Annotated in this window: 23 protein-coding genes and 1 pseudogene; 11 read left to right on the top strand and 13 right to left on the bottom strand. The window is 71.1% G+C overall.

The genetic code is table 11. From position 1 onward, the window contains the following. The first annotated feature begins 116 nt into the window (after positions 1 to 116). Positions 117 to 566, top strand: coding sequence for an SRPBCC family protein (locus EAO75_RS26195; RefSeq protein WP_147997469.1), 450 nt, complete (start codon positions 117 to 119; stop codon positions 564 to 566). A gap of 137 nt (positions 567 to 703) precedes the next feature. Here the strand turns inward: EAO75_RS26195 and EAO75_RS26190 are convergent, their stop codons facing one another. Together EAO75_RS26190 and EAO75_RS26185 are read right to left on the bottom strand one after the other, a co-directional pair. Continuing rightward, a complete protein-coding gene (locus EAO75_RS26190) occupies positions 704 to 1582 on the bottom strand; it encodes an NAD(P)H-binding protein (RefSeq protein ID WP_147997468.1) in 879 nt (292 codons plus the stop codon). After that, entirely contained in the window at positions 1579 to 2016 is a 438-nt protein-coding gene (locus EAO75_RS26185; protein WP_147997467.1) for a nuclear transport factor 2 family protein, read from the bottom strand. Before EAO75_RS26185 ends, EAO75_RS26190 begins: the two co-directional genes overlap by 4 nt. 100 nt (positions 2017 to 2116) lie before the next feature. Between EAO75_RS26185 and EAO75_RS26180 the strand changes: the two genes are divergently transcribed. From EAO75_RS26180 to EAO75_RS26165, 3 genes are all read left to right on the top strand, one after another. Further along, entirely contained in the window at positions 2117 to 2725 is a 609-nt protein-coding gene (locus EAO75_RS26180; RefSeq protein WP_261989406.1) for a TetR/AcrR family transcriptional regulator, read from the top strand. A gap of 659 nt (positions 2726 to 3384) precedes the next feature. Further along, positions 3385 to 4209, top strand: a complete 825-nt coding sequence (locus tag EAO75_RS26170; protein ID WP_147997465.1) for a serine/threonine protein kinase — start codon at positions 3385 to 3387, stop codon at positions 4207 to 4209. Then, complete coding sequence (locus EAO75_RS26165) at positions 4206 to 5741, top strand: serine/threonine-protein kinase (RefSeq protein ID WP_147997464.1); 1536 nt, start codon at positions 4206 to 4208, stop codon at positions 5739 to 5741. Before EAO75_RS26170 ends, EAO75_RS26165 begins: the two co-directional genes overlap by 4 nt. Positions 5742 to 5775: 34 nt before the next feature. Here the strand turns inward: EAO75_RS26165 and EAO75_RS26160 are convergent, their stop codons facing one another. Together EAO75_RS26160 and EAO75_RS46060 are read right to left on the bottom strand one after the other, a co-directional pair. Beyond that, entirely contained in the window at positions 5776 to 6927 is a 1152-nt protein-coding gene (locus EAO75_RS26160) for a hypothetical protein (protein WP_147997463.1), read from the bottom strand. Between the two features lie 113 nt (positions 6928 to 7040). Beyond that, a complete protein-coding gene (locus EAO75_RS46060) occupies positions 7041 to 7187 on the bottom strand; it encodes a hypothetical protein (protein ID WP_261989405.1) in 147 nt (48 codons plus the stop codon). A 210-nt stretch (positions 7188 to 7397) separates the two neighbouring features. Here EAO75_RS46060 and EAO75_RS26155 point away from each other — a divergent pair, with 210 nt between their 5' ends. After that, complete coding sequence (locus EAO75_RS26155; protein ID WP_147997462.1) at positions 7398 to 7619, top strand: hypothetical protein; 222 nt, start codon at positions 7398 to 7400, stop codon at positions 7617 to 7619. Positions 7620 to 7654: 35 nt separating this feature from the next. On the opposite strand, the gene EAO75_RS26150 is transcribed toward EAO75_RS26155, so the two are convergent. Further along, a complete protein-coding gene (locus EAO75_RS26150; RefSeq protein ID WP_147997461.1) occupies positions 7655 to 8044 on the bottom strand; it encodes a luciferase family protein in 390 nt (129 codons plus the stop codon). A gap of 50 nt (positions 8045 to 8094) precedes the next feature. Continuing rightward, positions 8095 to 8322, bottom strand: a complete 228-nt coding sequence (locus tag EAO75_RS26145) for a hypothetical protein (protein ID WP_187284576.1) — start codon at positions 8320 to 8322, stop codon at positions 8095 to 8097. Between the two features lie 392 nt (positions 8323 to 8714). Here EAO75_RS26145 and EAO75_RS46720 point away from each other — a divergent pair, with 392 nt between their 5' ends. Both EAO75_RS46720 and EAO75_RS26135 read left to right on the top strand, forming a co-directional pair. Continuing rightward, positions 8715 to 8915: a hypothetical protein gene (locus EAO75_RS46720; protein WP_222723983.1), complete on the top strand. Its 201-nt coding sequence runs from the start codon at positions 8715 to 8717 to the stop codon at positions 8913 to 8915. Positions 8916 to 9044: 129 nt separating this feature from the next. Then, positions 9045 to 10322: an alginate lyase family protein gene (locus EAO75_RS26135; protein WP_147997460.1), complete on the top strand. Its 1278-nt coding sequence runs from the start codon at positions 9045 to 9047 to the stop codon at positions 10320 to 10322. A gap of 18 nt (positions 10323 to 10340) precedes the next feature. Here the strand turns inward: EAO75_RS26135 and EAO75_RS26130 are convergent, their stop codons facing one another. The 3 genes from EAO75_RS26130 to EAO75_RS26120 all read right to left on the bottom strand — a co-directional run bounded on the left by EAO75_RS26130 (position 10341) and on the right by EAO75_RS26120 (position 15942). Continuing rightward, positions 10341 to 11573: a glycoside hydrolase family 88 protein gene (locus EAO75_RS26130; RefSeq protein WP_147997459.1), complete on the bottom strand. Its 1233-nt coding sequence runs from the start codon at positions 11571 to 11573 to the stop codon at positions 10341 to 10343. A gap of 130 nt (positions 11574 to 11703) precedes the next feature. Then, positions 11704 to 13605, bottom strand: a complete 1902-nt coding sequence (locus tag EAO75_RS26125; RefSeq protein WP_187284575.1) for a glycoside hydrolase family 97 protein — start codon at positions 13603 to 13605, stop codon at positions 11704 to 11706. Between the two features lie 36 nt (positions 13606 to 13641). After that, positions 13642 to 15942, bottom strand: coding sequence for a glycosyl hydrolase family 95 catalytic domain-containing protein (locus tag EAO75_RS26120; RefSeq protein WP_147997458.1), 2301 nt, complete (start codon positions 15940 to 15942; stop codon positions 13642 to 13644). A gap of 277 nt (positions 15943 to 16219) precedes the next feature. Here EAO75_RS26120 and EAO75_RS26115 point away from each other — a divergent pair, with 277 nt between their 5' ends. From EAO75_RS26115 to EAO75_RS26105, 3 genes and pseudogenes are all read left to right on the top strand, one after another. After that, a complete protein-coding gene (locus EAO75_RS26115) occupies positions 16220 to 17518 on the top strand; it encodes an SUKH-4 family immunity protein (protein WP_147997457.1) in 1299 nt (432 codons plus the stop codon). A gap of 162 nt (positions 17519 to 17680) precedes the next feature. Continuing rightward, positions 17681 to 18615, top strand: a pseudogene (locus EAO75_RS26110) (LysR family transcriptional regulator). 203 nt (positions 18616 to 18818) lie between these two features. After that, positions 18819 to 19556 carry a hypothetical protein gene (locus EAO75_RS26105; RefSeq protein ID WP_147997456.1) on the top strand — a complete coding sequence of 246 codons (738 nt, stop codon included), beginning with the start codon at positions 18819 to 18821 and terminating at the stop codon, positions 19554 to 19556. A gap of 97 nt (positions 19557 to 19653) precedes the next feature. On the opposite strand, the gene EAO75_RS26100 is transcribed toward EAO75_RS26105, so the two are convergent. Continuing rightward, the gene (locus EAO75_RS26100) at positions 19654 to 19926 is read right to left on the bottom strand and encodes a hypothetical protein (protein ID WP_147997455.1); all 273 of its coding nucleotides are present in this window, start codon (positions 19924 to 19926) and stop codon (positions 19654 to 19656) included. 183 nt (positions 19927 to 20109) lie between these two features. On the opposite strand from EAO75_RS26100, the gene EAO75_RS26095 reads away from it, so the two are divergent. Further along, positions 20110 to 21333: a TolB family protein gene (locus tag EAO75_RS26095; protein WP_147997454.1), complete on the top strand. Its 1224-nt coding sequence runs from the start codon at positions 20110 to 20112 to the stop codon at positions 21331 to 21333. A 13-nt stretch (positions 21334 to 21346) separates the two neighbouring features. Here EAO75_RS26095 and EAO75_RS46055 read toward each other — a convergent pair whose 3' ends face one another. From EAO75_RS46055 to EAO75_RS26085, 3 genes are all read right to left on the bottom strand, one after another. Continuing rightward, on the bottom strand, positions 21347 to 21523 hold the full coding sequence (locus tag EAO75_RS46055) for a hypothetical protein (protein ID WP_187284574.1): 177 nt from the start codon (positions 21521 to 21523) through the stop codon (positions 21347 to 21349). A gap of 67 nt (positions 21524 to 21590) precedes the next feature. Beyond that, positions 21591 to 22676 carry a sugar ABC transporter substrate-binding protein gene (locus tag EAO75_RS26090; protein WP_147997453.1) on the bottom strand — a complete coding sequence of 362 codons (1086 nt, stop codon included), beginning with the start codon at positions 22674 to 22676 and terminating at the stop codon, positions 21591 to 21593. Continuing rightward, positions 22673 to 24647, bottom strand: a 1975-nt coding sequence (locus tag EAO75_RS26085) for a SpoIIE family protein phosphatase (RefSeq protein WP_147998077.1), incomplete at its 5' end; no start/stop codon positions are given. The genes EAO75_RS26085 and EAO75_RS26090, both read right to left, overlap by 4 nt.

Raw genomic sequence — 24647 nt, 5'->3', positions numbered from 1 at the left:
ACGGCAGCGCGGGACGTCGCTCGGCACCAGCCCCGCTGTCCACCACCGCGTAGACCGCGTCCTCTTGGCCGGGGACGCCACCAGCCACCCCCATCCACTCACAGGAGCCCTTCACCGTGCACAAATACGACGTCACAGTGACCACCACTGCCGCGCCGGAAGTCGTCTGGAAGCTGCTGGTCGACGCCGCAAGCTGGCCGCTGTGGTCCAAGGTGGACAGTCTGGACACGACACGGTCGGTCGACCTCGACCCCGGCGGCGACGACGGCGTCGGTGCCGTCCGGGCGTTCCGGACGGGACGCACCCTGACCGGAGAGCGGCTGACGGAGAAGGTCGAGCAACGCCTCTTGGCCTACGAAGACGCGTTCAATTCGTCGATGCGCAATTATCACGCGCGCATCGAGCTGAAGCCGACCGCGAGCTCCGGCACGGTCATCCACTGGTACGGCACGTACGAGACGAGCCGGCTATTGGGCTGGGTGATGCCGCGCTACCTACAGAAGTTCATGCAGGGCATGGCGGAAGCGCTGGCCCACTACGCCGAGGAGTGCAAGCCGGCCCAGTGATGCCTACGCCGCAGCGAGCATTCGGCCAGGGCCCGCCCGGGCATCGCGAAGGATCGGCACCCAAAGGCGACCTCTCGACCCCTCAGATGCGGGGCTGGTCAAGGTGAACCGCGTTGATCAGCCGAGCCCCCTCCAGCTCACCAGCACAACTCCCGCTCCACAAGGCCCCGGAAGCTCCCCGCCGGCCGCCCGGTGATGCGGTGGACGGAGTCGGTGACCCGGTCCTCCGCTCCCTGGGCGATGGCCCGGTCCATGTCTGCCAGCATCGCGGCGAATTCTTCGGGCATCAGCGCGGCCAGTCGGTCGCGCATCTCCTCGTAGGACAGCGGCCGGTGGGTCACCGGGCGGCCGGTGGCCTCGGTGATGACCGTGGCGATGTCGTCGTAGCTGAGGGCCTCGGGTCCCGTGAGCACGAGATCGGTGTTGGGGGCGTGGACGTCGGTGAGGGCGTGGGCGGCCACGGCTGCGATGTCCTCGGCGTCGACGAAGCCGACGCGGCCGTTCCCAGTGGCCGTGCGGATGATGCCGTCGGTCCGGATGCCGGCGGCGTGCACGTGTTCGCCGGTGAAGTTCTGCATGAACCAGGACGGCCGCAGCACCGCCCACTCGTCGAAGATGCCCGGCAGTGCCTGGTGCACCAGCCCCACGGCCGGCCCGCCCTCCGGGATGGAGGAGGCGCTGAGCAGCACGGCGCGCCGGACGTCGGCGGCTCGGGCCCGGCGCAGGAAGGGCAGGACGACCGCCGCGGGGTCGGGGTCGCCGACGGGTGGGATCACGTAGACGCGGTCTACGCCGTCGAGGGCTGCGGCGTGGGTGTCGGGGTCGTACCAGTCGAAGCGGACGGGGTCGGCTCCGGTCATCGGTGAGGCCTTGCGGCTGGCCGCCTTGACCGCGTGACCGGCGGCCGCCAGATGGGCGGCGGTGCGGCTGCCGGTTGTCCCGGTCGCACCGATCACGAGCGTGGTGCCGGTGACAGAAGTGGTGCTGATGGCAGAGGTTGCGCCGGTGGACGTCATCGGCTGCTCCCGGTGAAGTCGATGCCGGGTTCGAGGACGGCGAGCGGGTTCCAGTAGTCACGGTAGGAGGTGAAACGGCCCTCCTCGACGGTGACGACGGCGATGTACCTCATGTCGAAGGGGCGGTCGGTCTCCACCTGCCTGCCGATTCCGCGCATCTCGACCACGATGGTCTGCGGGTCGGAGGTCCGGTGGATCCTCAGGTCGGCCTCGGGGAAGTCGTGGAGGTCGATGTGGTCGGGGTACGGGCGCATGTAGTCGGCGATGGCCTCCCTCCCCTCCAGCCGTGCGGGCCAGCCGGGAGGTGCGAACGGGAACTCCATGACCCCGTCCTCGGCCCACAGGCCGATCCAGCCGGGAATGTCCTTGTCGAGCAGGAGTCGCAGGCTGTAGCGGTACAGATCCGCCGCAGGGAGCGATACGGGTACAGACATGGGTATCCTCCGTCTCATAGAATGCGGACCCTGGGTCCGCTTCACTTCAACGATACGGACCCCGGGTCCGTTTTTCAATCGGTGGAATGGGAGAAACCGCGTGCCCGAGCCCGAGCGCAGAGCCCGCAAGGACGCCGCCCGCAACCGGCAGGCCGTCCTGGAGGCCGCCGACGGCCTTTTCACCGGCTCCGAGAGCCCGGAAGACCTCACGATGGCCGACATCGCGGCGGCGGCGGGGGTCGGCAAGGGGACTGTCTTCCGTGCCTTCGGCGACCGCGCCGGGCTGCTCCGCGCGCTGTACGCGGACCGGCTCGAGCCGGTCCGCGAGGCCGTGGAGGCGGGCCCGCCGCCCCTAGGGCCCACCACCCCGGCGCAGGAGCGAGTGCCCGCTCTGCTCGACGCCCTCCTGTGCTTCAAGCTCGACAACCGTCGCCTCGTACTGGCCTTGGAGGAGAGCGGGAGTACGAGCCCGTACCAGGCGGAGCACTACGGACTCTGGCACGGGCTGCTCCGGTCGGTGCTGGAGCAGATCCCCGGACTGACGGACCCCGACTTCACCGCCCACGCCCTGCTCGCCGCCGTCCGGGCCGACCTCGTCGAGCGCTTGGCCGGCCAGGAGGGCGTACCGCGCGAGCGGCTACGGGCCCAACTGGCCACCTACGCCCGCAAGGTCGTGACCTCTCCCCCGGATCCCTCCGGCCGGAGCTGATCGACTCGGCGATCAGCCCGAGGAGTAGGGCCGGCGCGGGGAGGGATCCGGCGGCGGGTCCCTTCCATCCGGCACCGTGGTCCCAGCCGTTCGGGTCGTAGTGTGTGACGCCGCCGTCCAGCGCGTCGAGCATCAGGTGCTGGTCGTACCAAGTGGCGATGGTGAAGCAGAAGTTCTTGTGCGGTGAGTCGTCGTCGGGACAGCGCCTCCCGTAGAGTTCGTCGGCATCGAAGGTCACCGCGGGCTCATTCCCTCGCACGGCCGGTGGGCGCGAACTCGGTGGGTGATGTACGGCCTCACCCACAGCCCCGTGGGCCACCCGGACGCTCGTCCGGGCCGGCCCGAACGCCCGGTACCGAGGCGCACTGGCCTGCCACGGCATCCCAGGCACTCGCAAAGCCGCAGGTCAACAGGGCCGGGATGGTTCCAGGGTCACAGAACCGGCACAGGTGGTTGCGGCGGCTCCTGTGACCGGTGATGCTCTCGGTGTCGTAGCGACCGGGGCGGACTGACCATCCGCCGTCGACGGAAGCACTGGCACCAATCCACGCACCACACACACCACGTACCACGTACCACTTACCACGCACCATGCGCCGGGCAGGCGGCCACCGGAACCGCCCGTAGAATCCTGGCGACCACATCGGGGGAGAGCCGGCATGGAAACGATCATTGTCCAGCCGCCCGGTCCGGCGCAGCCGGACGACGTCGGCGCGGGCAAGCCCGAACTGCTGCACATGGGACCGGGCGACGTGGCCGACTTCGGGCGCGGGCTGCCCGGCGGAGGCGGCGTCGCCATCGTCCTGCCCGACCCCGGGATCTCCCGGCGTGCGGGGCGGCTCGAGGCGGCCGAGGACTACTGGCGGCTGTCGAACTTCAGTCGTGACACCGCGTATGTGGTGGAGAACCTGGAGGGTGCCGGCGAGTACATCACCGTCGCGCCCGGGCGGCTCGGAGCGCCGGTGCCCTTCGAGTTCTCCCGGGTCGTCCTGCCCGCGCTGAACGGGACCGCCGACTTCAAGGTGTTCGCCCCGCAGCACGCCTATCTGGACGAGCGGTCCGCGCCCGGTGCCGGGGAGCAGACCGTGCATCCCTACGCGCTCGACGTGACGGCCAAGTACTTCCTGGTTCTGGTGGCACTGTGCGAGCCGCGGCTGCGCGACCTGTCGGACAGCGCCTTGCCGGGTGCCGGGGACATCGCGGAGCGGCTGCGTCCGCTGGAGAGCTGCCGTGATCTGACCCGCTCAGCCGTGAACTACCACATCGACTACCTGGCCTTCGCGAAGCTGCGCCTGGATCTCGGCGAGGAGCCGGGAGCGGACGGCAACGGCCGTACCGGCGCCAAACGCACCCGGCTCGCCTCCCTCGCGCTGCGCTTCGGCCTGGTGCGGGAGGAGCATCTCGCCCTGCTGCCGCCCCGCAAGCGGACCCTGACGCAGGGGACCGTTTCCCAGGGGACCGTCCGTGAGGGGACCGGCGCGTGACCTCGTCAGGCGCCGAGGAGGGCGCCCTCGGAGCACCACGCCTGCCTGCGGGTTTCCGCGTCGAGGGCTGGGAGTTGGGTGCGGTCATCGGGTCTGGCGGGTGGGGCACCGTGTACGAGGCCCGCTCCGTCGCCGACGGCGCGACGGCGGCGGTGAAGGTGCTGCCGACCGGCGCCCTGGCACCCGGCCAGCGTGCCGCACTCGGCGAACTCGTCGCGCGCGAGGTGCGGTTCAGCGCCGAGGCGGACCATCCGCACCTCGTACGGACCCGCGCCGTGTGCACCGTCGACGCTCCGGACCTGCCCGCGCTGGACGGCGCGATCGCGCTCGTCATGGACCGCGCCGAGGCCAGCCTGCACCAGACGCTGGACTCGGCCGAGACCGGCAGGCCGGTACCGGAAGCCGTGCGGATCCTGCGCGGTGTCGCCGCCGGGCTGGCCCATATGCACGGCGCCGGCTGGGTGCACGGCGACCTCAAACCCGCCAATGTGCTGCTCGGCCCGGACGGCGAGGTCTGGCTCGCCGACTTCGGTCTCGCCACCGAACTCGACGGCACCCACGCCCACTTGCCGCCGCTCGGCACCCTCGACCACCTGCCGCCCGAGTGGTGGTCCCAGCGCACCGGAGCGGACGGGACGGTGGTGCGGCCGACCGCCGACATCTGGGCCTTCGGCGTCCTCGCCCACCAGGTGCTCACCGGTGGCCTCCACCCGTTCCCCGGCGCCACCGCTCGCGCCCGCTCACTCGCCGCCCAGGCCTACGCCCGCGGCACCACGCCGCTGCGACTCGACGCCGGGCTCGACGAGGGCTGGCGCCGACTCATCGGGGACTGCCTGGCACCGGACCACGCGACGCGGCTCCCCCACAGCGCCGCGAGCCTCGCGACCCGGATCGAAGGGCTCTCCGGCGCGCGTGGCCGACGCCGGACGCTGCCGATCGCCGCGTTGTCGTTCCTCGGGGTCGCGGCCGCCGCCGCCATCGGGTTCGCGCTGCTCGGGGGCGGCGACGGCGGTGACGACCCGGGGCGCGGCACTCCCTCCACCGTCACCGCCACGCCCATCGCGGCCCCGGGAGAGATCCCGGAGGACTCCGACGTACCCGAGGACCTGCGCCCCGTCCTCGTCAACGCCGCCCGGCGCTGCACCGACGAAGAGGTCACGCCCGTGTTCCTCGCCGCGATGGTGAAGGCGGAGAGCGGGTTCGACCCGAATGCGGCCCGCCCGGAGGCCGAGGAGTACGGCATCGCCATGTGGACGCCGTCGGTGTTCCGGGCCTGGGCGGTGGACGGTGACGGCGACGGGGACAAGGACTACCGGTCGCCGGCGGACGCGATCTCAACGATGAGCCTGTACGTGTGCTGGCTCGACCAGCAGTTCAAAAAGGCCCACCTGCCCGCCGAGGACCTCCCCGCGCTGATCGCGGCCGGCTACCGCACGAGCGATCGCACCGTCATCGAGGAGCGCGGAGTCCCCCAGCGCGTCAAGCCGCACGTCGACAAGGTGCTCCGCTTCCTCGCCGCCTACGAGCGGTGAGGAAACGGCTCGCCGGCGATCACCGACCCGGCGTTCAGCAGTCCTTCACATCCGGCAGCCGGTTGTCGGGCGAGCTGATGTAGATGTTGGAGATCCAGCCGCCGTACTGAGGCAGGTAGGCCCACCAGTCGTTGGAGTACGGCGGCACCTCGACCTTCTGCCCCCTCGCCTGGCATCCCACCAACACCTCGACACCCGCCGGGAGTTGGGTGATCGGCGCTTTCCCCGTGGACGCATCGGGTCGGACGTTCACATGGTTGCTCCACGTGCCGTACCACCACCCCGCGGGCCGTGCCGCCCCCGGAACGTTCAGCGAGCGGGTCAGCCGGCCGATGTCCGTGTACGCCTTCCCGTACGACGTACCGACCGGATGCAGCGTGAAGACAGCGACGACGAACCGGTCACCGGCGCCCACCGTCCCCGTGCTGTGCAGTGCGGGCCGGGTCAGGTCCACGTCCGCCGCGGCGGCCGGCGCCGGAGCCGGACCCGCGGAACGCGACGCGCTCGCCGCGCCCGTCGAACCGCACGTGCCCTCCTCGTACGAGCCCGACCAGCCCTGCTTCACCGCCCACGGCTTCTCGAACGCCCCGGCGACGCCGAAGTGCTGGTCGAAGTGGTCCGAGGCGCAGCGCGTGGACTGGCGCAGGTTGCCCATGACGAAGTCGCGTACCGGGCCCGGCGCCGAGTCCAGGAGGTAGCGGTAGATCTTCACCGTGTCGCGGGCGGAGAGCGAGGTGTAGCCCCAGTAGCCCTCGTAGTCGGCGGGCGGCGGTGTCGTGTCACTCAGGCCGAGACGGCCGACCATACGGGTGATGATCGCCGACCCGCCGTTCACCTCCCAGTAGTGGGAGGCCGCGTCGTCGTTGCTGCTGCGGAGCATCGGCTCCAACAGGGCCCGGTCGGCGGCGGGCACGGTGTAGTCGGGGCCCCGGTTCCACAGGAAGTCCAGCGCCAGCAGCAGTTTGACGACGGAGGCGGACCGGAAGCGGGCGCTCGTGTTGAGCTGCTCGGTGAAGGTGCCGGTCTGCCGGTCGAAGACGGCGGCCGAGGCGGTGACGCCGTCGGGCACCTGGACGGACGCGGCGGCCTTCGACGGACGCGCGGCCGGGGCGTCGGCGGCGGCGGACCCTGCCACGCCGCCGACCAGCAGCAGCGCGGCGGCGGCAGCGAGAAGACGGCGCCTCACCGGTATTCCCTGAGGTGGATCGAGTTGATCGGCGCGAGGTTGAGGTCTGCGCATGGTCATGCCTTTCGCGGGTGCGCGGTCGGAGCGGGCAGGGAACGCGGGGACCGCGGGGTCTACCACCAGTTGGAGCAGTGGACCCGGCTGTCGGAGATCAGCGAGCCGCAGACCCGGAACTGGTACTGCGGGTCGGTGCTGGCGCGCCGGAACGGCGTGGTCAGGCTCTGTCCGGCGGAGCGGACGGTGAAGGGCCCGGGTCGCACCGCTGATCTTGCCGCGTGCGCCGCATGAAATGCCGTCTCATCCTGTCTGTGGAGGGTGCCCCCAAGGTGCGGCCGGGGCCGGGAAGACAACCCGAACCCTAGAGAGAGGGCCGCTGCCTGCGCTCCTGACAATTGTCAGGGTGACGGCTGCGGCCGTGTCGGCGCGGCGCTCGGCATGCGCCCGCCCGTTGTCGGCCGCACCCTGGTCCCATGGCCAGCGCGCAGCCGATCGTCGTATACCCCCTCGCCGAGGACGGTGGGCGACGGGTCCGCGTCAACGACCGGTTCCTGGGCATGGCGTACGGGCTGCTCGACGTGGTCGAGTTCCTGCGCCTGGCGGGCTTGGACGACGTCGACGACGACTGGGTGCGCCAGTCCGGGCTGATCGAGTGGCGCGGGAGCGGGCCGGACGGCTGGCAGCGTAACGGGTAACGGGGACGCAATCAGCCCCGTCAGGTCGGTCAGCCCTAGCGGAGACTCTGGCGTGCAACCACCGCGACGCGTTGATCATTGCATCGGGCCAGGTGCTGGTGATCGGGCAGCGGCCATGACTGATGAGCGCGCAGAGCCAGGCTCACCAAGGTCATCAGCAGGTCGAAGTCGGCCACCACCTCCAGGCGCAGCGTCACCCAGTGCGAGCCGGGGACCATCCGGACCGCGGTCGCGGCCCCGAGGTGCTCCTCGAACCGCCGGATGACCCGCGCCGTGAGGCAGAGGTCGAGGTTCTGGTCGGAATGGAAGTGGGCGATCTCGCCGTGGGCTGCGGCCAGTGCCCGGCCGGTTCCGCAGCTCGGTTCGACCTCGGTGAGGTCGGGCCAGGTCGCCAATTGCGCGAAGGCTCGCGCGGCCAACGTCATGCGCCCATCATGAACCCCTCACCGCACGGCCACCAGGAGGTGAGGATCCCTTAACCCTTCCGCACGGGTGATTGTCCGGATCCCGTTTCGACACCGGGGCGGGCGAGCTCGGCGGGTGTATGGCCGTTCCGGCTCTTGAAGGCCCGGATGAGGAGTTCGAGCCGGGCCCCTTCCAGCCGGCTGCCGCGCACGTGTCCGGCGACGGCCGCCTCGAACACCCGATGCAAGGTCCGTACGGAGAGGGTGAGTTCACGGGCCGGCATCGACGGGGAGTTCACGGGAGTGACAGGGCCCCTCGGGGACCTTGCGCCACGGCAGCGGCGACGGCCCGGTCCGCGCCCGCGCCCGCGCTCAGCAGTGCGTCGTCCCGGTCGGTGCCTGCCCAGGCGACGTGGCTGTCGGGACGGATCAGGGCGGCGCGCAGTTCGTGGACTCGAGTGAGCGCATGATCGCCGTCGCTCGCATTTGCGTTGGCCCACGGCGGACTTCCGGAACGCCGCCGCGTACGAACTGCCGTCGGCGGACGCCTCGTTGGACGGCTACCGGGCCGACAAGGTGATCCACGAACTGGGCGAGACGGAGCGGGCGTTGACACAGGCCCGCAGGGCGCTCGCGCAACCTGCTGCTGGACGCCGGCTTCGTCGACGTGACGGTCGAGGTGCACTCGAGCGTGTTCACCGGGTCGGCGGTCCTGCCGTTGTTCAGCGGGCTGGCCGAGGCGGCCCGCTACACGAGCACCGTGACCCGCGCGCAGGCGGACGGCCGGATCGCCGGGCAGCGGGCGCGCACCGAGGCGGACCGCCTCTTCCAGGCGCTGTCGATGTTCGTGGTGGCCGTCAACGCACCGATGAGCGGCGGTGATCGCGGCTGAAGGTCCGCACCAACAAACCGGCGCACACCCCTTTCCCCCTCCCGACGGCCATGCCATGCTCGCGACCAGCTCGCACGCACATCTGAACATCGTTCATATACATGAAGATCTCAGCATGGGAGGACGGACATGAGTGCACAACCCCGACCGGTCGTCCTGCTGGTGGCCCTGGCCGCGTTCACGGCGGGCGCCGTCCCCGCCGCCACGGCCCGGACGCAGGCGCCCAACCCGCCTCGCGTCCCGCACACCGCCGTCCTGGACGGTGCCCGGCTCCAGCAGACGAAGATCCGCCTCGATCGCGGCGACGCCCAACTCCGCCAGGCAGTAGGGGCGTTGAAGACCCGCGCCGACAAATGGCTGAACCTGGGGCCGTGGACCGTCGTCGACAAACCCCGGCCGGCCCCCGGCGGCGACGTCCACGACTACCTCAGTCAGGCCCCGTACTGGTGGCCCTCCAAGGCCCCGACCGCGGACAACCCCTGGGGCTGCCCGTATGTACAACGCGACGGCGAGCGCAACCCCGAGGTCGACTCCGGCACCGACCGCCAGGACGTCGAGAAGACCTTCGACTCCGCCTACGACCTCTCCCTCGCCTGGTACTACACCGGCGACAAGCGGTACGCCGAGAAGGCCGGGCAGGTGCTGCGCACCTGGTTCCTCGATCCGGCCACGAGGATGAACCCGAACCTGAACCACGCCCAGTTCATCCCGTGCAAGTACGACGGCCGCGCCATCGGCATCATCGACTTCTCGCAGTCGTACACCAGCGTCCTCGACGCGCTCGCCCTGCTGGAGGCCGGCGCCCCCGGCTGGACGGCGAAGGACCGTACCGCCATGGCCAAGTGGAACACCGATTTCCGCGACTGGCTCAGGAACAGCGACTTCGGCAAGCAGGAGGCAGCCGCCACCAACAACCACGGCACCTTCTACGACATGCAGCTCGCCGCCCTCGCCTACGCGACCGGCGAAAGGGACCTGGCCCGCCGTACGGTCCTGGACACCCGGCACAAGCGCATCGCGCCGCAGATCGCGTCCGACGGAAGCCAGCCCCAGGAGCTGACCCGGACCAGGAGCTGGCACTACTCCACGTTCGACCTGGTCGCCTACACCCGGCTCGCGGCCATCGGCCGGAATGTCGGCGTGAACCTGTGGGCCTACGAAGGGCCGGACGGGCAGAGCCTGTTCAAGGCGGTGGACTATCTGCTGCCCGCCGCGACGGGCGCCGCCACCTGGCCGCACCCGGAGCTGGAATTCCGGCGCTACGCGGCGACCGACGTCGTCCACGCGGCCGCGGACGCCGGAGACAGGCAGGCGCAACGGGCCGTACCGCTGCTGGAAGAGCCGCCGGGCGGTGACCTGTGGGTCCTGCGCCCGGCGGCGGAACAGCTGGACTCGATCGCGGGCTGACCAGTGGTGTCCGGGCGATCAGACCGTGGACAGGTCGATCGCCCGGTCCACGTCCTGCGGCCGGAGCACGCGCAGGATGCCCTCCAGCAGGTAGTAGTCGGCATAGGGCAGGGAGATCTCGACGCCGTCCTCGCTCGGCCGGTTGCGCGTGCACCGGGCGACGATCGCGTCCGCGCGGGCCGAGTTCCTCGTCAGACAGGTCTCGGCCAGCGCGGTGAGCAGCCGCAGCGCCACCTCGCGGTAGGACTGCCGGCCGGTGGCCGCGGCCAGGTCGAGCAGGCCGCACGCCATGATCGCGCCGGCCGACGCGTCCTTGATGTCGTACGGCTGTTGCGGGGCGCCGTAGTCCCACACGGGGACGTGGTCCGGGGTCAGCGCCCCCACCGCGAAGTCCGCGAGCCTGCGAGCCGTGGCGAGGAACTCGGCGTTCCCGGTGCGCCGGTACATGGTGGTGAACCCGTACAGTCCCCACGCCTGTCCGCGCGACCAGCACGAGGTGGGGCTGTAACCCTGCACGGTGCCCGGGCCGATCGGGGCGCCGCTCGCCGGGTCGAAGTCGTACACGTGCGGGGTCGATCCGTCCGGGCGCAGGAAGACCCGTTGGGCGGTCCTGGCGTGCGCCACGGCGATGTCCAGGTACTTCGCGTCGCCGGTCTGACTGCTCGCGAAGGCCAGCAGGTCGAGGTTCATCATCGTGTCGATGATGACCCGGCCGGCGTTTCTCTCGTCATTCAGGGCGCCCCACGCTCTGATGAAGCGTCCGCGCGGGTTGTACCGCTGGATCAGGGAGTCGGCCGCCCGCAGGGCGCCCGTCCGCCAGGCGTCGTCACCCGTCAGCCGCCAGGCGGTGACCCATGACGGGTAGAAGAGGAATCCGAGGTCGTGCGTACCGGTGTCGTACTGGCGAGGGGCCAGCTTCTGCGCCGAGGCGAGCGCCCCGGCGCGGAAGGCGTCGTCCCCGCTGTGCAGCCAGGCCATCCACAGGGTGCCGGGCCAGAAGCCGCCGACCCAGTCGCCGTTCTGCGAGTAGGTCCACTTCTCGAACTTCGTGCCTACCGGGAACGCGGTCACGTTCGGTGCGACCGCGTGGAGCTTGTCGACGGCGTAGTCGGCCGCCGCGCGCAGCTTGCGCAGGGTCGGGGCCGGTGCCCTGCCGGCGGTCACGTCCGCGGCCACGGCCGGCGCCGAGGCGACACCCATCGCCGCGGCACCGGCAGCCGTGGCCAGCACAGTACGCCGGGAAACACTCATGCTCGTCCCTCCAACTGGTCAACGGGATAACGGAGTTGACCGAGCCTTGCACGAGAGACTCGACGCTGTACACCCACGTGAGCATTGTTCATCAGTGTGAACGACGTGAATGTGGCGAGTGCGGTCGCGCTCAGCGGTGACAGGTGGTGATTCCCGGACGCCACGCGCAGGCGATCGCGGCGAAGCCGCCGCCCGCGACGATGTCCACCCCGAGGGTGTCACCGCCCCGCAGCACCCTCCGCTCCTGAACGAGCCCGTCGGCGCCGTCCTCGACCGTCTCGACCAGCCACCGCCCCGGTCCGATGGTCAGCGGTACCTCGGCGGTTCGGGCGGCTCCGGCGTACACGCCGCCGATGAACCAGCGGTCCCCGCTGCGCCGGGCGAGCACGGCTTCCTCACCGGGCCGCCCGTCGAGCAGCCGGGTGTCGTCCCAGGCCGCCGGAACCTGGTCGAAGTAGGCGCGGGCGAGCGGCCGTTCGTCGTACGACTCGGGCGTGCCGGCGAACATCTGCAGGCCCGACTCGTAGGCCACGGTGAGCCCGACCTCGGCCGCGTCCGAGTTGGGGCGCAGCCCGACGCGCTGGAAGGCGCCGGGGGTGAAGTCCATGGAGCCGATGACGTTGCGGGTGAAGGGCAGGGTGGTCAGATGGGCGGCGGTATTGGTGCGCTTCTCCTCTCCGGCGACGCCCTCCAGGGTCATGACGTGCGGCCAGGTGCGCTGGATGCCCTTGGGGATGGTGGAGCCGTGGAAGTCCACCAGGAGGTGGTGGGCGGCCGTCTCCGCGAGGATGCTGTCGTACCACCGGAGCATGGGCTGCGCCTCGGAGTTCATGAAGTCGATCTTGACTCCCTTGACGCCCCACCGCTCCAGGGTGGGCAGCCAACGGGCGCGTTCCTCGGGAGTGTCGAGGTCGCGCTGGTGGATCCAGACGATGATGCCGACGCCCTTGGCCCGCGCGTACTCGACGAGTTCGGGCATCCAGCTGGTGGTCTGCCAGGCGGGGTCGGTGGTGTCCCACGCGTCGCTCTTGAAGTACCAGCCCGCGTCGACGGCCTCGTACGGCCAGTTCCGCTCGGCCGCGTAGTCGACGTAGGCCTTCTGCGCCGTGAGGCTCTGGCCTGCCGGGCGGCCGCCGGCGAGCCAGGTCCACAGCACGGTGCCGGGCCTGATCCAGGAGGCGTCGGGGACCTTGGAGGCGGGGGCCAGGTCGTCGGTGAAGGTGGACCGGGTGACGGTGGCGAGGTCGCCGGTGACCATCGCCCGCCAGGGGGTGGCGAGGGGGCCGTCGGTGTCGATCCGGTCGTCGGCGAGCTTGATGCGGTAGGTGCCGGTGCCCTGGTCGTGGGCGAGCCGGGCGCCGGAGTAGCCGCCGGTGAGGTCGGACTCGGCGAGCAGGGTGTAGCCGCCGTCGGTCTCGAACAGCGCCTGGTCCGAGTACTCGCCGGTGGGTGCCGTGGCAGCGGTGTACCGCACGAACTGGCCCTCGTTGTCGACCCGGTAGGCGCCGAGCCACGCGCTCGCGTCCGGCGGCAGGTTGAACGCGGAGCTCTCGCCGAGGACGTCGCCGTATCCGCCCGGCAGGACGTACCGGTAGGCGACGCCGTCAGCTGCGGCGCGGACGACGAGGTCGAGCCGGGCGCCCGCGGAGGTGGCGAACGACAGGCGGGTCTCGCTCATGCGGACACGGCGGTCCAGTCGCTTGCCGGACTTCGCCCGGTACCTCTCGTCGACGAGCCGGTCGCTGCGGCGCAGGAAGCGCAAGTCCTTGGAGAGGTCGGCCTGTTCGGTGACGATGCCGACGGGCGACGGTTCGACGACCGTACGGCCGGCGCGGGTCACCGCCAGGCTTACGGTGCCGGTCGTGGCGTCCAGGGCTATCCGCGCCCGTGGTTCGTGTGCGGCGGCACGGCCGGGGCCGGACACCGTCCAGATGCGCTCGCGTTGGTCGGCCCGTGCGGGCCCGGTCGTGAGAAGTGTGGCCACCAGCCCGGCGCAGAGCGCGGCGACCGCGGTCCTGAGGGGAACCGCCATGTGAACCTCCTTGTGGTGCGTGCGGTCCGACGGTGGTTACGGCAGTCCCCAGGCGGGGCCCGGTTCACTGACGGCGACGGGCGCGATGACGAGGTCGGGGCGGGAGCCGGAGTGGACCAGGACCTCGCGGCCCTTGGGCAGGTCGATGGCGAGGGTGCCGTCGCCCAGGTCGCGGGTGCGGGCGGGGGTGCCGTCGTCGAGGAGCACGGTGAGGGTGCCGGTGAGGCCGTGGCGTAGGTGGAGCGGTTCGCCCGCCAGGCTCCTGATCCGGATGAACCTCGTGGTCCCGGCCTTGCGGACGGCGCTGACCAGGAAGGCGCCCTGGGTGCGGAAGTCGTGCAGGGTCACGTCCGCCCAGTCGGTGGGGACGGCCGGGAAGACGCGGATCACGCCGCCCCAGCTCTGGCAGAACATGTCGTGCAGCGACTGCGAGGCGGACAGCGGCGTCTCGATAACCGGACCGGCCTCGGTGTAGTGGGTGTTGGCCTGGCAGGGGTAACGGGTGGTGGGGTCGAAGAACTTCCGCAGATAGGACAGGGCGGTGTCGCCGTCGCCGGTCATCGCGTACATCGAGGCGGCGCCGGTGTAGCTGTAGCCGCGGTGGGCGCCGGTCAGGGCGTGCCAGTGGACCACCGACTTCGCGATGAGGTCGCGGTTCTCGGGCTGGTCCCAGTTGACGAGGTACAGCGGGTAGACCATGAGCAGGTGCGAGTAGTGCCGGTGGGACTGGGCGTACGGGGTGTCGGCGCCGATCATGAAGCCGTTTTCGTCGACCGGGTACGGGGTGAGCCTGGCCGGCACCTCCCGCCAGCGCGGGATCAACTCGTCGTCGATGCCGAGGATTTCGGCCGACTCGATGAGCGTCCGGCAGCCCCAGCGGATCAGGGCCAGGTCGTAGTTGGTGTCCCGCGGGGGCACGACGGGGTACTCGGGCGACAGGGTGCTCGGCAGGTGCCGCTTGCCGTCGCTGCCCGGGGTGAGGAAGTGCAGGTAGTAGTTGATCGCCCTGCGCAGCACCGGGTAGATCGTGTCGCGCAGCAGGGACTTGTCCATGGAGTGGCGGTAGGACAGCCAGGCGTTGTGCAGCGCCCAGGTGAGGTTGCCGGCCTCGCCACCGGTGCCTATCTCGGGCACGCCCCGGTTGGCGAACATGTCGGAGCTGCGGCCGACTCCGGAGCTGTCGGCGCGGTAGGCGGCGGGCACGTTGGCGATGAGCTGTTCCTGGTTCTGGCGCAGGGTGGTGGCGAGCGCGTCGAGTTCCAGGTGGTTGGAGCCGTGGATGAGCCAGTACTCCAGCTGGAGGTTGAGGTTCCACCAGACCGCGGGCCAGGGCGTGGGTTCCAGCCAGGGGCCGGCGGTGGCCATGACGGGGCCGTTCGCGCGGCTGGCGGAGGCGACCTTGTAGAGCTGGATCCAGTGGAAGCTCTGGAGCCGCTGGTCGGGGAACGAGATGAAGCTCTTGCGGTAGAAGTCGCGCCACCAGCGGATGTGCCGTCGCCGCAGGCTGCCGTACGACGCCGCGCGCCGCAGGTTGCGCAGTGAGTCGGCCTCGGCGGCGGTGCCGGAGGGGAAGCTGTGTCCGACGCCGACCAGCAGGTCGTCGCCGTCGTGGCGGTATGCGGTGGCGGTCTGGCCGCCGCCGGTGAGGGGTTGGAGGACCTGCTCGGTGCCGTCGGGGGCGGTCCGCGTGGTCCAGGGCGGGTTGGGGGTGTAGCCGGCGGGCGGCGCCTCGCTGATCTTGCGCGGGCTGATGGCCTCCTCGGGGTGGAAGGTCCAGACGACCCGTTCGCCGCCGTCGGCCTTCGCGCGCAGGGCCAGGACCTCGTCGTGGATGACGGCGGCAAGGGTGAGCGTGCCGACGGTGGTGGTGACGGTGCCGGTGAGTTCGGCGTTCCACAGGCTCAGCCGCCAGTTCACGGCGGTGATGGTGCCGACCGGATCGAGTGTGACGTGTCCGACGGGCAGCCGGCAGGTGCCCCAGCCGCTGCCGAACGCGGGCCGGTGGTCCTGTACCCGGCCGTGCTGCACGGTGAAACGGATCCGGTTGGCGCCCGGTTCCTGGTAGATCATGCTGCCGAGCAGCCCGTCACCGAGGAACGGCCCCTCGTACCAGCGGGTGGGCAGCTTGGTCCACAGCAGATCCTGGCCGCGCAGGAAGCTCGACCAGGCGCTGTCGGTGGTCATGGTGTCGTTCAGTCGCCAGGGGCGCCTGCCCGGTTTCGAGGGCTCTTCCGCGTGGGCCGCTGCGGGCAGGGCCGCCGCTGCCGCGCCGCCCAACGCGGTACCGAGTACGACTCGGCGGGCCACCTGCGAACGTCTCTCCGGCTGTGAGGTCATGCGTCCTCCAGACCTGACGGATCATCGATACATCGGGTGTATCGCGGAACCTAGCAGGCTTGATGCACCTGTCAATGACCTCAACAGCACCAGGAATGGGGCACGTTGGGCCGAGGAAAAGCCATGACCTCCACACCCATGTCAGCGAACCTTGTCCAAGCTCTTGACTCCTCCGATGTATTGAGGAGGTCAGTGGTGAGACATCGAGGGGGCGGGAGCTCCGCACGTCGCTCGGGGACCGAGGGGCGATGTCAGTGGCGGGTGACAGGATGCCGGCATGATCGAGGAGCTGGATGACGTACTGGCCGACCCCGCACGCCTGTTGGCCGCCGACCGAGCGGCGGTGCGCGCCGGCATTGCTGCCGCTGACGGCGTGGGGCGCGAGGTCTTCCTCCAGGCCGAGGCGATATTCGGCGACGCGGCGGTGACGCCCGCCGAATTCGCCGCGTGGCTGCATTTCGCGGCGAAGGCGACCGGCCACGAGGAGTACGCCGAGGGGATCGCGAAGGCCGAGCCGGGGATGCCATGGCGGACGGTGTGGGCGTGGTGGCGGCCGGTCAACTGGTTCGTGGCCCACCCGAGCCTGAACGGCGACTACCACCAGGTGCACCGACGCCTGTACGAGGGGCGGGAGCTCGTCGAGGTCGTCGACTGGCGCGGACCGCTGTGGCTCGACGCGGAGACCGGCCGGAGAGTCGCGGTCCGGGGCGAAGGGGCCCTGCCCGATGCGGGGTTGTCGCGGGAGGCACTTGCCGCGCCCGACCTGCACGACTGGGATCTGACCGCTCCGGAGAGCTGGGAGAGCGCGGCCGCGGTCGCCGTCGAGGGCGGCAGGACCAGGTATCTCGTCCAGGACACGCATGGCATAGCGGTGATCGAGACCGACTCCGACGTGCTGCGGGACTGGCCTCGGGGCGAGGGGATCGACAGCGCCTCGTCCGAGGAGGCTCTGCCCGATGCCGAACCGGAGCTGCGGCGGCCGGCGGGCCCGCTCACCCCGGCCCGGGTGGACGACGCCTTCGGGGAGCGGTACGTGGTGCGCATACCCGGGGGCGATCTCCCCGCGGGCCTCGAACACCCGGGAACCAGGCGGCACTTGTCGGACATCGGCCTGCCCACGGTGTGGGTGTGCCATGGGGCCGAGTACGAGGCCCGGCCGGCCGGTGCCATACGGCCCCCGGCCGACGGTGACCTGTCCGAGGACGGCCTGCCCGGCGGCGTGTCCGCGTCGGATCTGATCGGCTTCGGCGCGTTCGAGCACGGCGAGCTGTACCTGCACCGCCACGACGGGTCCGTGCACATCTGGACCCGCGTGGGCAGCACCAGGGGCAAGGCGCTGGTGCCGCTCGCCCCGGACCTCGACGTCTTCACGCGCGTCCTGGAGGCCGTCTACCGCTACAGCAACGCCTGTTGGCACCCCTATCCGGTGGAGGGCGGCCAGGACGCGGTGGCGGAACTGTTCCTGGAGGAGATGGACGACCTGGCCCCGGGCCTGTTCGACCGCGGGACACCCAGCGGCGAGATGTGGAGCTGGCTGTACGCGGGCATCACCGAGCTCGGGGTGGACGGGTTCTAGGGCCGCCGAGGTCTGGGCGGCACCGCCAGCTGCACAACGCAGAGTTGATCAGCCGGGGACATCACTGCGTCACCTCCCATCCGCGAACAGGTGACCAGGCACATCGAACAACCGACGAGCCGCTGAATCACAACATGGTGTTGTACAGATACGTTGGCCGATGTGGACCTCAACGCCGTACGAACCTTCGTCGCCGTCGCCGAAGCCGGCCAGTTCCAGAAGGCCGCCGTGGATCTGGCCCTCACCCAGCAGGCGGTGTCCAAACGGGTCGCGGCGCTGGAGCGGGAGCTCGGGGTGCGGTTGCTGACCCGCACCCCGCGGGGTGCCGAGCTCACCATCGACGGGCAGGCGTTCCTGTCCCATGCCCGGTCCCTGCTCCAGGCCGAGGAGCGGGCGAGGGAGTCCGTGCGGCCCGGCAGCCGTGCCCTGCGCGTCGACGTGGTGGGCCGGCGGGCGCGCTGGCCGGGGTGCTGCGGGAGTTCCACCGCGCGCATCCCGGGATCGCCCTCGACGTCGTGACGCTGCCCGGCGCGGAGGAGGCCATCTCCGCCGTCCGGGACGGCATCATCGACGCCACCTTCCGGGCCGTCACCATGCCGGGGCAGCGGATCCCCGACGGCATCGAGATCAGCCCGGTCCACGACGAGCTACTGCACCTGTTCACCGGGCCCGCCCACGTGTTCGCCGGGGCCGCCGCCGTCACGCCCGCCCAGCTGGCCGGCCACCGGATCTGGATGCCGGGCAACGTCCCCGGCACGGAGTGGACCGCGTACTACGAGGCGATGGCCGCCGACTTCGGGCTGACCATCGAGGCGACCGGCCCCAACTTCGGGGTGGAGGCGCTCATCGACACGATCGCGGCCTCCTCGACACTGGCGACCTTCCTCGGCACCCAGACGCCCCTCGTCTGGCCCGCCGGCTACGACATGCGCCTGATCCCCCTGCGCGACCCGACCCCGGTCTACCCGCACTCACTGCTCTGGCACGCGGACAATCCACACCCGGCGCTCACCCCATTGCGCGCGTACCTCACTTCCGTGCACCACGATCCTCCGAACGGCGAGATCTGGACACCGGCATGGGCCCGGCGGCGCTGAACAGGCCCTCGGGCAAGCAGATTTCGGCGCAGTGAGCGTCGTAGGCGCCAAAAACCGGGCCGCTCAGCGGGCCCGCCGATAGAGTCCGCACGTGCGTTGATCTTCCGGGCGACGGCCATGCGCCGCCGCAGACGGTGCGGGCGACCCGGTGAGTCGGGCCGCCCGGTCGGCATACCCGTCACCACAACACCGGAGATCACGCAGTGACTGCTCAGGAACCCCTCTCCTACGACGCGTTCGTCGAACTCGCCGCCGCCGATGCAGCTGTCGTCGGCCTTGTCCTCAAGGGCTCCCGGGCCCACGAGGGCATGGCCACCGAGCACTCCGACCACGACCTGTACGTCATCCTCGCCGACGGTGCGACGACGGGCCTCACCCGGTTCGCAGGGCACCGCACCCCAGCACTCGACCTCGTCATCGTCTCCCTCGACGAATTCCGCGCCGCCGGAATGCCCGGCTTCGAGCGGTACGCCCTCGCCCGGGCCCGGATCGTGCTCGACCGGCTCGACGGAGTCATCACCCGGATCGTGGCCGACAAGGCACGACTCGACGCCGGCGAAGCCTTCCGGGAGGCGGGCGGGTGGCTTGATGCCTACGCCAACTCCCTCTACCGCTCGGTCAAGAACGACCGCGACGGACATGCGCTCGCGGCCCGCCTCGACGCCGCCGACAGCATCCGGTTCCTGCTGGAGCTGCTCTTCGCGCTGGACCGTCGTCCGCGCCCCTACAACAGGTACCTGGAGTGGGAACTCGCCCGATTCCCGCTGCCCGGCTGGGACACCGGTCACCTGCTCGTCGCCGCGGACCACATCTCGGGTACGGGCGACGTGCCCACACAGCGCCGCCTCTTCGCCCAGGTCGAGGCAGCGGCCCGGCGGGCCGGGCACGGGGCGGTGCTGGACGCATGGGGTGAGGACCTGCACCTGATGCGACCGCGATAGAACCGCACCGCGGGAGTTCCCGCACCGCGGGAGTTCCCGCCCCGCCACTCCTGCCTCGCCCCGCCGCTCCTGCCTCGCGAGGCCAACGCGCCCTGCCCTAGGCGGCGAGCCCGCCAATGAGACTGATCATGCCGGTCAGTCCGGCCGCACCCAGGGCGGTGCCGAGCGTGGCGGTCCACATCCGGCCGATGCCCTGACGGGCGTAGTGGATGCCCGCCACCCCGAAGGTCACGGCAAGAGGCCCGGCGATCCACGCGAACGGGAAGAAGACGAAGCCCCCGATGATGGAGAAGGCGCCGAGGACGAGGGCGGTCGGCCCCAGGGCGGTGGCCGGTGTGTCGTCCTGGGCTGCCGCGTTCGTGTCACGCATGATGTGCTCCCCCTTTTTTTTGAACACGTTCAGAGTATCGCTGATCGGCGCGGAAAGATCCACGGTGGGCTCCACTGAAAGCTCCGTCATGGAAGCGGCTTTGCGGCATTGACCCTTCGCGGCCGCCGCGCTTTCATCCCGACTGACGTCGTCCCGGGACCGGAACCGAAGGGGAGCCCTCTGATGAGACCTCGCTTACGCATCGCCGTGACCGCCGCTGTGACCGCCGCACTCACCTCACTGTCCGGGCCCACGGGTGCGGCCGGCGACGAACAGGTCCCGCGCACCGAACGGATCAGCGTGGCTCCCGACGGGACGGGCGGCAACGGACACTCGGTGGAGGCGGTGGTCAGCGCGGACGGGCGGGTCGTCGCCTTCGCCTCGGGGGCGACGAATCTGGCCCCCGGCACCGACGTGTCGTACAGCGTCTACTACCGGACGGCTCCCGACGCCCCGCTGACGCGGGTGGTGGTGCCGGGCGGGACGACGTCGACTCCGCAGCTGTCCGAGTCCGGGCGCCACCTGACCTTCACCTCGTACTCGGCCGCGACCGCCACGTCCTCCATCCACGTGATGGACCTGCGCACCGGACGGATCGAACGCCTTGCGCCCGCGCTCGCCGAGGACTACCACGTGTCGTACGGCATCGCCCCGATCAGCGCGAACGGGCGGTACGTCGCCTTCGTCGCCCGGCCCGCCGTCGACGAGCACGGGGCCTTCGCCTGCCGGGTGATGCTCCTGGACCGCCGCACGGGGCAGGTGTGGCGGGTCAGCCGGCCCTCGGACGGTTCGAAGAAGTTCCATCAGTGCCAGCAGATCTCGATGAGCGCCGACGGCCGCAAGGTCGCCTATCTGGAGGGCTATTCGGGGCCGGCCGACGACGACCAGGGCGACATCCTGGTGTACGACCGGGTGACCGGCCGGACCGTGCAGGCCGACGCGACTCACGACGGCGCGCCGGCCGACAGGTCGGCGATCGGTCCGGTGCTGAGCGCCGACGGCTCCAAGGTCGGGTTCAGCTCGACGGCCGGCAATCTGGTCCCCGGCGACGATCCGAACAACGGCTGGAACGGCTTCGTCCGTGATCTGCGCAAGCGCACGCTCCAGCGTTACGACGGCCTCTCCCCCACCGATCTCACCCAGGTGTCCGACCTGTCCGTGAACGGCGCGAGGGTGCTGCTGAACACGGCGGACGCGGACCGCCGGACGCTGGGGCTGGTCCTGCGCGACACGCACACCGGCCAGGAGGAGTTGCTTTCCCCGGGGCAGGACGGCGCGCCCGTCACGGTGGGGCGGGCTGCGCTGAGCGCGGACGAGTCGACGGCCGTCTTCGACTCGTACTACCCCGGCCTGGTGCCCGACGACACGAACCTGATCGGGGACGTGTTCGTGCGGTCCCTGCGCTGAGCCGGGGTGCCCCTCACGCGGACCTGTTGTCGTCCGTCCGCTCGCCCTCGGCCTGGGACGGCTCGGTCCTGGGGACGTCCGGGTGGCGCTCAACGGCCGATCGCTCATTGGTCTCGTCGCGTTCGCCCTCGGCCTGCGAGGGGGTGTGAGAGTACAGCCAGCGGTCGTAGTCCGATGCTCCGGTCTTCATGGCTGACCTCCGTTGCTCGTTCCCCTCCCATGCTGCGCCCGGGGCGGCGCGCCGACCAGCCGTCCCCTCATCCGATGAGGCCGACCCGTCCGCAGCCGGGGCGCAGTCTCGGGGGACAGATCTGCTGGACGGTGAACACGCCGTCGTGGATGACGGTCTTCTCGATGTCGCCGACCGTCACCAGCGTCGGCGTGAGCAGAATGGACGGGATGTCTTTGTGCGTGGGGCTGTCGGTCTGCGTCGTCGAGACGTCGCGGACGTCCTCGCCCCGCCCCAGGGCGACCGCCATGGCGGCGGCCGCGGCGGCCTCCTTCTCGAACGGTTTGTACACCGTCATGTACTGCTCGCCCTTGACGAGGCGCCGCACGGCCTCGAGGTCGGCGTCCTGGCCGGTGATCGGCGGGAGCCGCTTGACGCCCGCCTTCTTGAAGGCCGAGATGACCCCCGCGGCGATGGCGTCGTTGGCCGCCAGGACGCCGTCGATGCGGTCCGCTCCCAGCGCGGAGATCGCGGCCGACATGTTCGCGTGGGCGTTCTCCGGGCTCCAGCCGGTGGTCTCGTACGACCTGGCGATCTTCGCCCCGCCCGCGAGGACGGACATCGCGCCCCTGCGGAACCACTCCGCGTTGGCGCTGCTCGGGTCGCCGTTCATCATCACGACGTTCGAGCCGTCCCCCCGCTGCGCCATGGCTCTCAGGAGCGCCTGGCCCTGAAGCCTGCCGACCTTCGCACCGTCGAAACTGACGAAGCCGGAGATCGGGCCGTCGGCGAGCCGGTCGTAGGCGATGACKGGGACGCCCGCCCGGTCCGCCTCCATGATCGAGGAGCGCAGCGCCTTGCTGTCGGCGGGGTCGAGGATCAGGACCTTCGCACCGTTGGTGATCATGGAGATCATCTGCTGGCGCTGTCTCGCGGCGTCGTTCTCGGCGTTGGCGTACACCATCGTGCAGCCGGCGCACAGCTCCTTGAGCCGCTTCTCGATCAGCGGCTTGTCGGAGTGCTCCCAGCGGGGCGTCACCGTGTTCGGGAGCAGCAGGCCCACCGAGAAGCTCTCCGTGTCCGCCTCGCCGTCTCCGCCACAGCCGGCCAGGGACACCGCCAGCAGTCCGGCGACGAGTGCCGCGACGGCGGTGTGCAGCGTATGTGCCCTCATCGCAGCTCCCCTCCGTTCACAGCCTCACGTTCGCGGTGACCGGTTTCGCCCTCCGGCACCGTGATCTCGCTCCACACCTGCTTCCCGCCGGCCACCGGGACGGTGCCGCTGGCGTCCGACACCGCTTCGACCAGCAGCAGGCCCCGGCCGCCGGTCGACTCCCAGTCCACGATCACGGGCTTCGCGGGCGCGCGCGGCGAGGAGTCGCTCACGCTGACCCGGACCCGGTTCCCGCGCAGCACCAGGTCGAGGCGGACCGATCCCTGGGTGTGCACCAGGGCGTTGGTGACGAGTTCGGACACGACGAGCAGTACCGCGTCGGCGGCTTCCTGGACGTGCCAGCGGCGCAGGGTGCGCGCCGTGAAGCGGCGGGCGTGCATGACGGCGTCGGGCAGCCGCCACACCACCCAGCCGGCCCGGATCGGCTTGGTCTTCATGCCGTCGTAGCGCAGCAGCAGCAGCGCCACGTCGTCCTCGCGCCGGCGGCCGTCACCGAGCAGCGCGTCGGCCATCCGCGCCGGGTCCTCGGGATCGGCCGCGGCGAGCGCGACGCGGGTGCGTTCCATGCCGGCGTCCAGGGGCAGATCGGCCGCCTCGACCAGGCCGTCGGTGACCATGGCGAGCACCGTGCCGGGGCTCAGCGCGACCGAGGTCAGGGGGAACTCGGCGTCGGCGAGAACGCCCAGCGGGGGCCCGCCCTCGACCAGCACCTCCTCGGTGGTGCCGTCGGGATGGCGCAGCAGCGGCGAGAGGTGTCCGGCACGGACGAAGAGGGTGGTGCCCTCCTCCATGTCCAGTTCGACGTAGCAGCAGGTGGCGAAGAGGTCGGTCTCCATGCCGACGAGGAGGCGGTTGGCGTGCGACACGACCACGTCGGGCGGGTGGCCCTCCACCGCGTACGCCCTGACCGCGGTGCGCATCTGCCCCATGATCGTCGCCGCTCCGGCGCTGTGTCCCTGCACGTCGCCGATGACCAGCGCGACCCGGTCCTCGGACAGCGCGATGACGTCGTACCAGTCGCCGCCCACCTGGAGGCCGCGGCGGGCGGGCAGATAGCGGGCGACGGCCGTGCCGCCGGGCAGTTCGGGCAGCCGGCGCGGCAGCAGACTGCGCTGGAGCATCGTCGCGAGTTCCTGCTCGGCGTCATGGGCGTGCGCCCGTTTGAGGGCCTGCCCGATCAGTGCCGCGGTGGCGGTCAGCAGGGACCGCTCCTCGGGGATGAACTCGTGCGGCCGGTCCCAGCCGACCAGGCACACACCGGCGACGCTGCCCTTGGCAGGGAGCGGCAGGACGGCCAGGCCTCCGGGGCCGACGCCTTCGAGTCCCGGTTCGAGGGCGGTGCCGGCGGGCCACAGGTCCATCCGGCCGTCCCGCAGGGCCAGCCGCAGGGTGGGCAGGGCGCTGACCGGTGCGTCGGGCCACTCCGAGCGCCACTGGGCGCGCCACAGCTCCGGCCAGGCGTCCTGCTCCGGCGGGTCGAGCAGGGTGACCATCAGCCGTTCGTCGCGTACGTCGGCGAGCGCCACCCGGTCGGCGCCCAGGGGTTCGCGCAGCGCGGCGAGCGCGACCCGTCCGACGTCGCCGACCGTCGCCGCGTCGTCGAGGGCTGCGGTGAGCCACTGGATCCGGGACACGTCGTCGGCGCTGCGGCTCCTGACCTGCGTCGCCGTCACCACGCCCAGCAGTTGCCCCGGCTCGTCGGCGGCGCCCGCGAGCACCCGGCAGCTCAGGCTCAGCCAGATCACCTCGCCGGCGGGGCGCCGGACGCGGAATTCCAGCTCGCGTCGGCGCACCGGGTGCAGGTTCGGCTCCAGGACGGACATCAGGGCGGGCATGTCCTCGGGGAAGGCGCGCGACTGGGCTGCCTCGTCGTCGTGGGAGCCTCCGCCGACGGCTTCGACGACGGGCAACAGCGCTTCCTGGAGCGGTACGCCGGCGCGGTCGCCTGCGTGCTGCGCGACGCGAAGGGCC

It is taken from the genome of Streptomyces sp. UW30 (genome assembly GCF_008042075.1).
Lineage (GTDB): Bacteria > Actinomycetota > Actinomycetes > Streptomycetales > Streptomycetaceae > Streptomyces.
This window is presented reverse-complemented; position numbering and strand designations above follow the sequence as displayed.

Bases quoted from the DNA above. Each gene is read 5' to 3' on its own strand.
- EAO75_RS26155 (WP_147997462.1), top strand. From the start codon at position 7,398: ATGGCCAGCGCGCAGCCGATCGTCGTATACCCCCTCGCCGAGGACGGT.
- EAO75_RS26185 (WP_147997467.1), bottom strand. From the start codon at position 2,016: ATGTCTGTACCCGTATCGCTCCCTGCGGCGGATCTGTACCGCTACAGC.
- EAO75_RS26135 (WP_147997460.1), top strand. From the start codon at position 9,045: ATGAGTGCACAACCCCGACCGGTCGTCCTGCTGGTGGCCCTGGCCGCG.
- EAO75_RS26095 (WP_147997454.1), top strand. From the start codon at position 20,110: ATGAGACCTCGCTTACGCATCGCCGTGACCGCCGCTGTGACCGCCGCA.
- EAO75_RS46055 (WP_187284574.1), bottom strand. From the start codon at position 21,523: ATGAAGACCGGAGCATCGGACTACGACCGCTGGCTGTACTCTCACACC.
- EAO75_RS26150 (WP_147997461.1), bottom strand. From the start codon at position 8,044: ATGACGTTGGCCGCGCGAGCCTTCGCGCAATTGGCGACCTGGCCCGAC.
- EAO75_RS26115 (WP_147997457.1), top strand. From the start codon at position 16,220: ATGATCGAGGAGCTGGATGACGTACTGGCCGACCCCGCACGCCTGTTG.
- EAO75_RS26190 (WP_147997468.1), bottom strand. From the start codon at position 1,582: ATGACGTCCACCGGCGCAACCTCTGCCATCAGCACCACTTCTGTCACC.
- EAO75_RS26100 (WP_147997455.1), bottom strand. From the start codon at position 19,926: ATGCGTGACACGAACGCGGCAGCCCAGGACGACACACCGGCCACCGCC.
- EAO75_RS26170 (WP_147997465.1), top strand. From the start codon at position 3,385: ATGGAAACGATCATTGTCCAGCCGCCCGGTCCGGCGCAGCCGGACGAC.
- EAO75_RS26120 (WP_147997458.1), bottom strand. From the start codon at position 15,942: ATGACCTCACAGCCGGAGAGACGTTCGCAGGTGGCCCGCCGAGTCGTA.
- EAO75_RS26125 (WP_187284575.1), bottom strand. From the start codon at position 13,605: ATGGCGGTTCCCCTCAGGACCGCGGTCGCCGCGCTCTGCGCCGGGCTG.
- EAO75_RS26130 (WP_147997459.1), bottom strand. From the start codon at position 11,573: ATGAGTGTTTCCCGGCGTACTGTGCTGGCCACGGCTGCCGGTGCCGCG.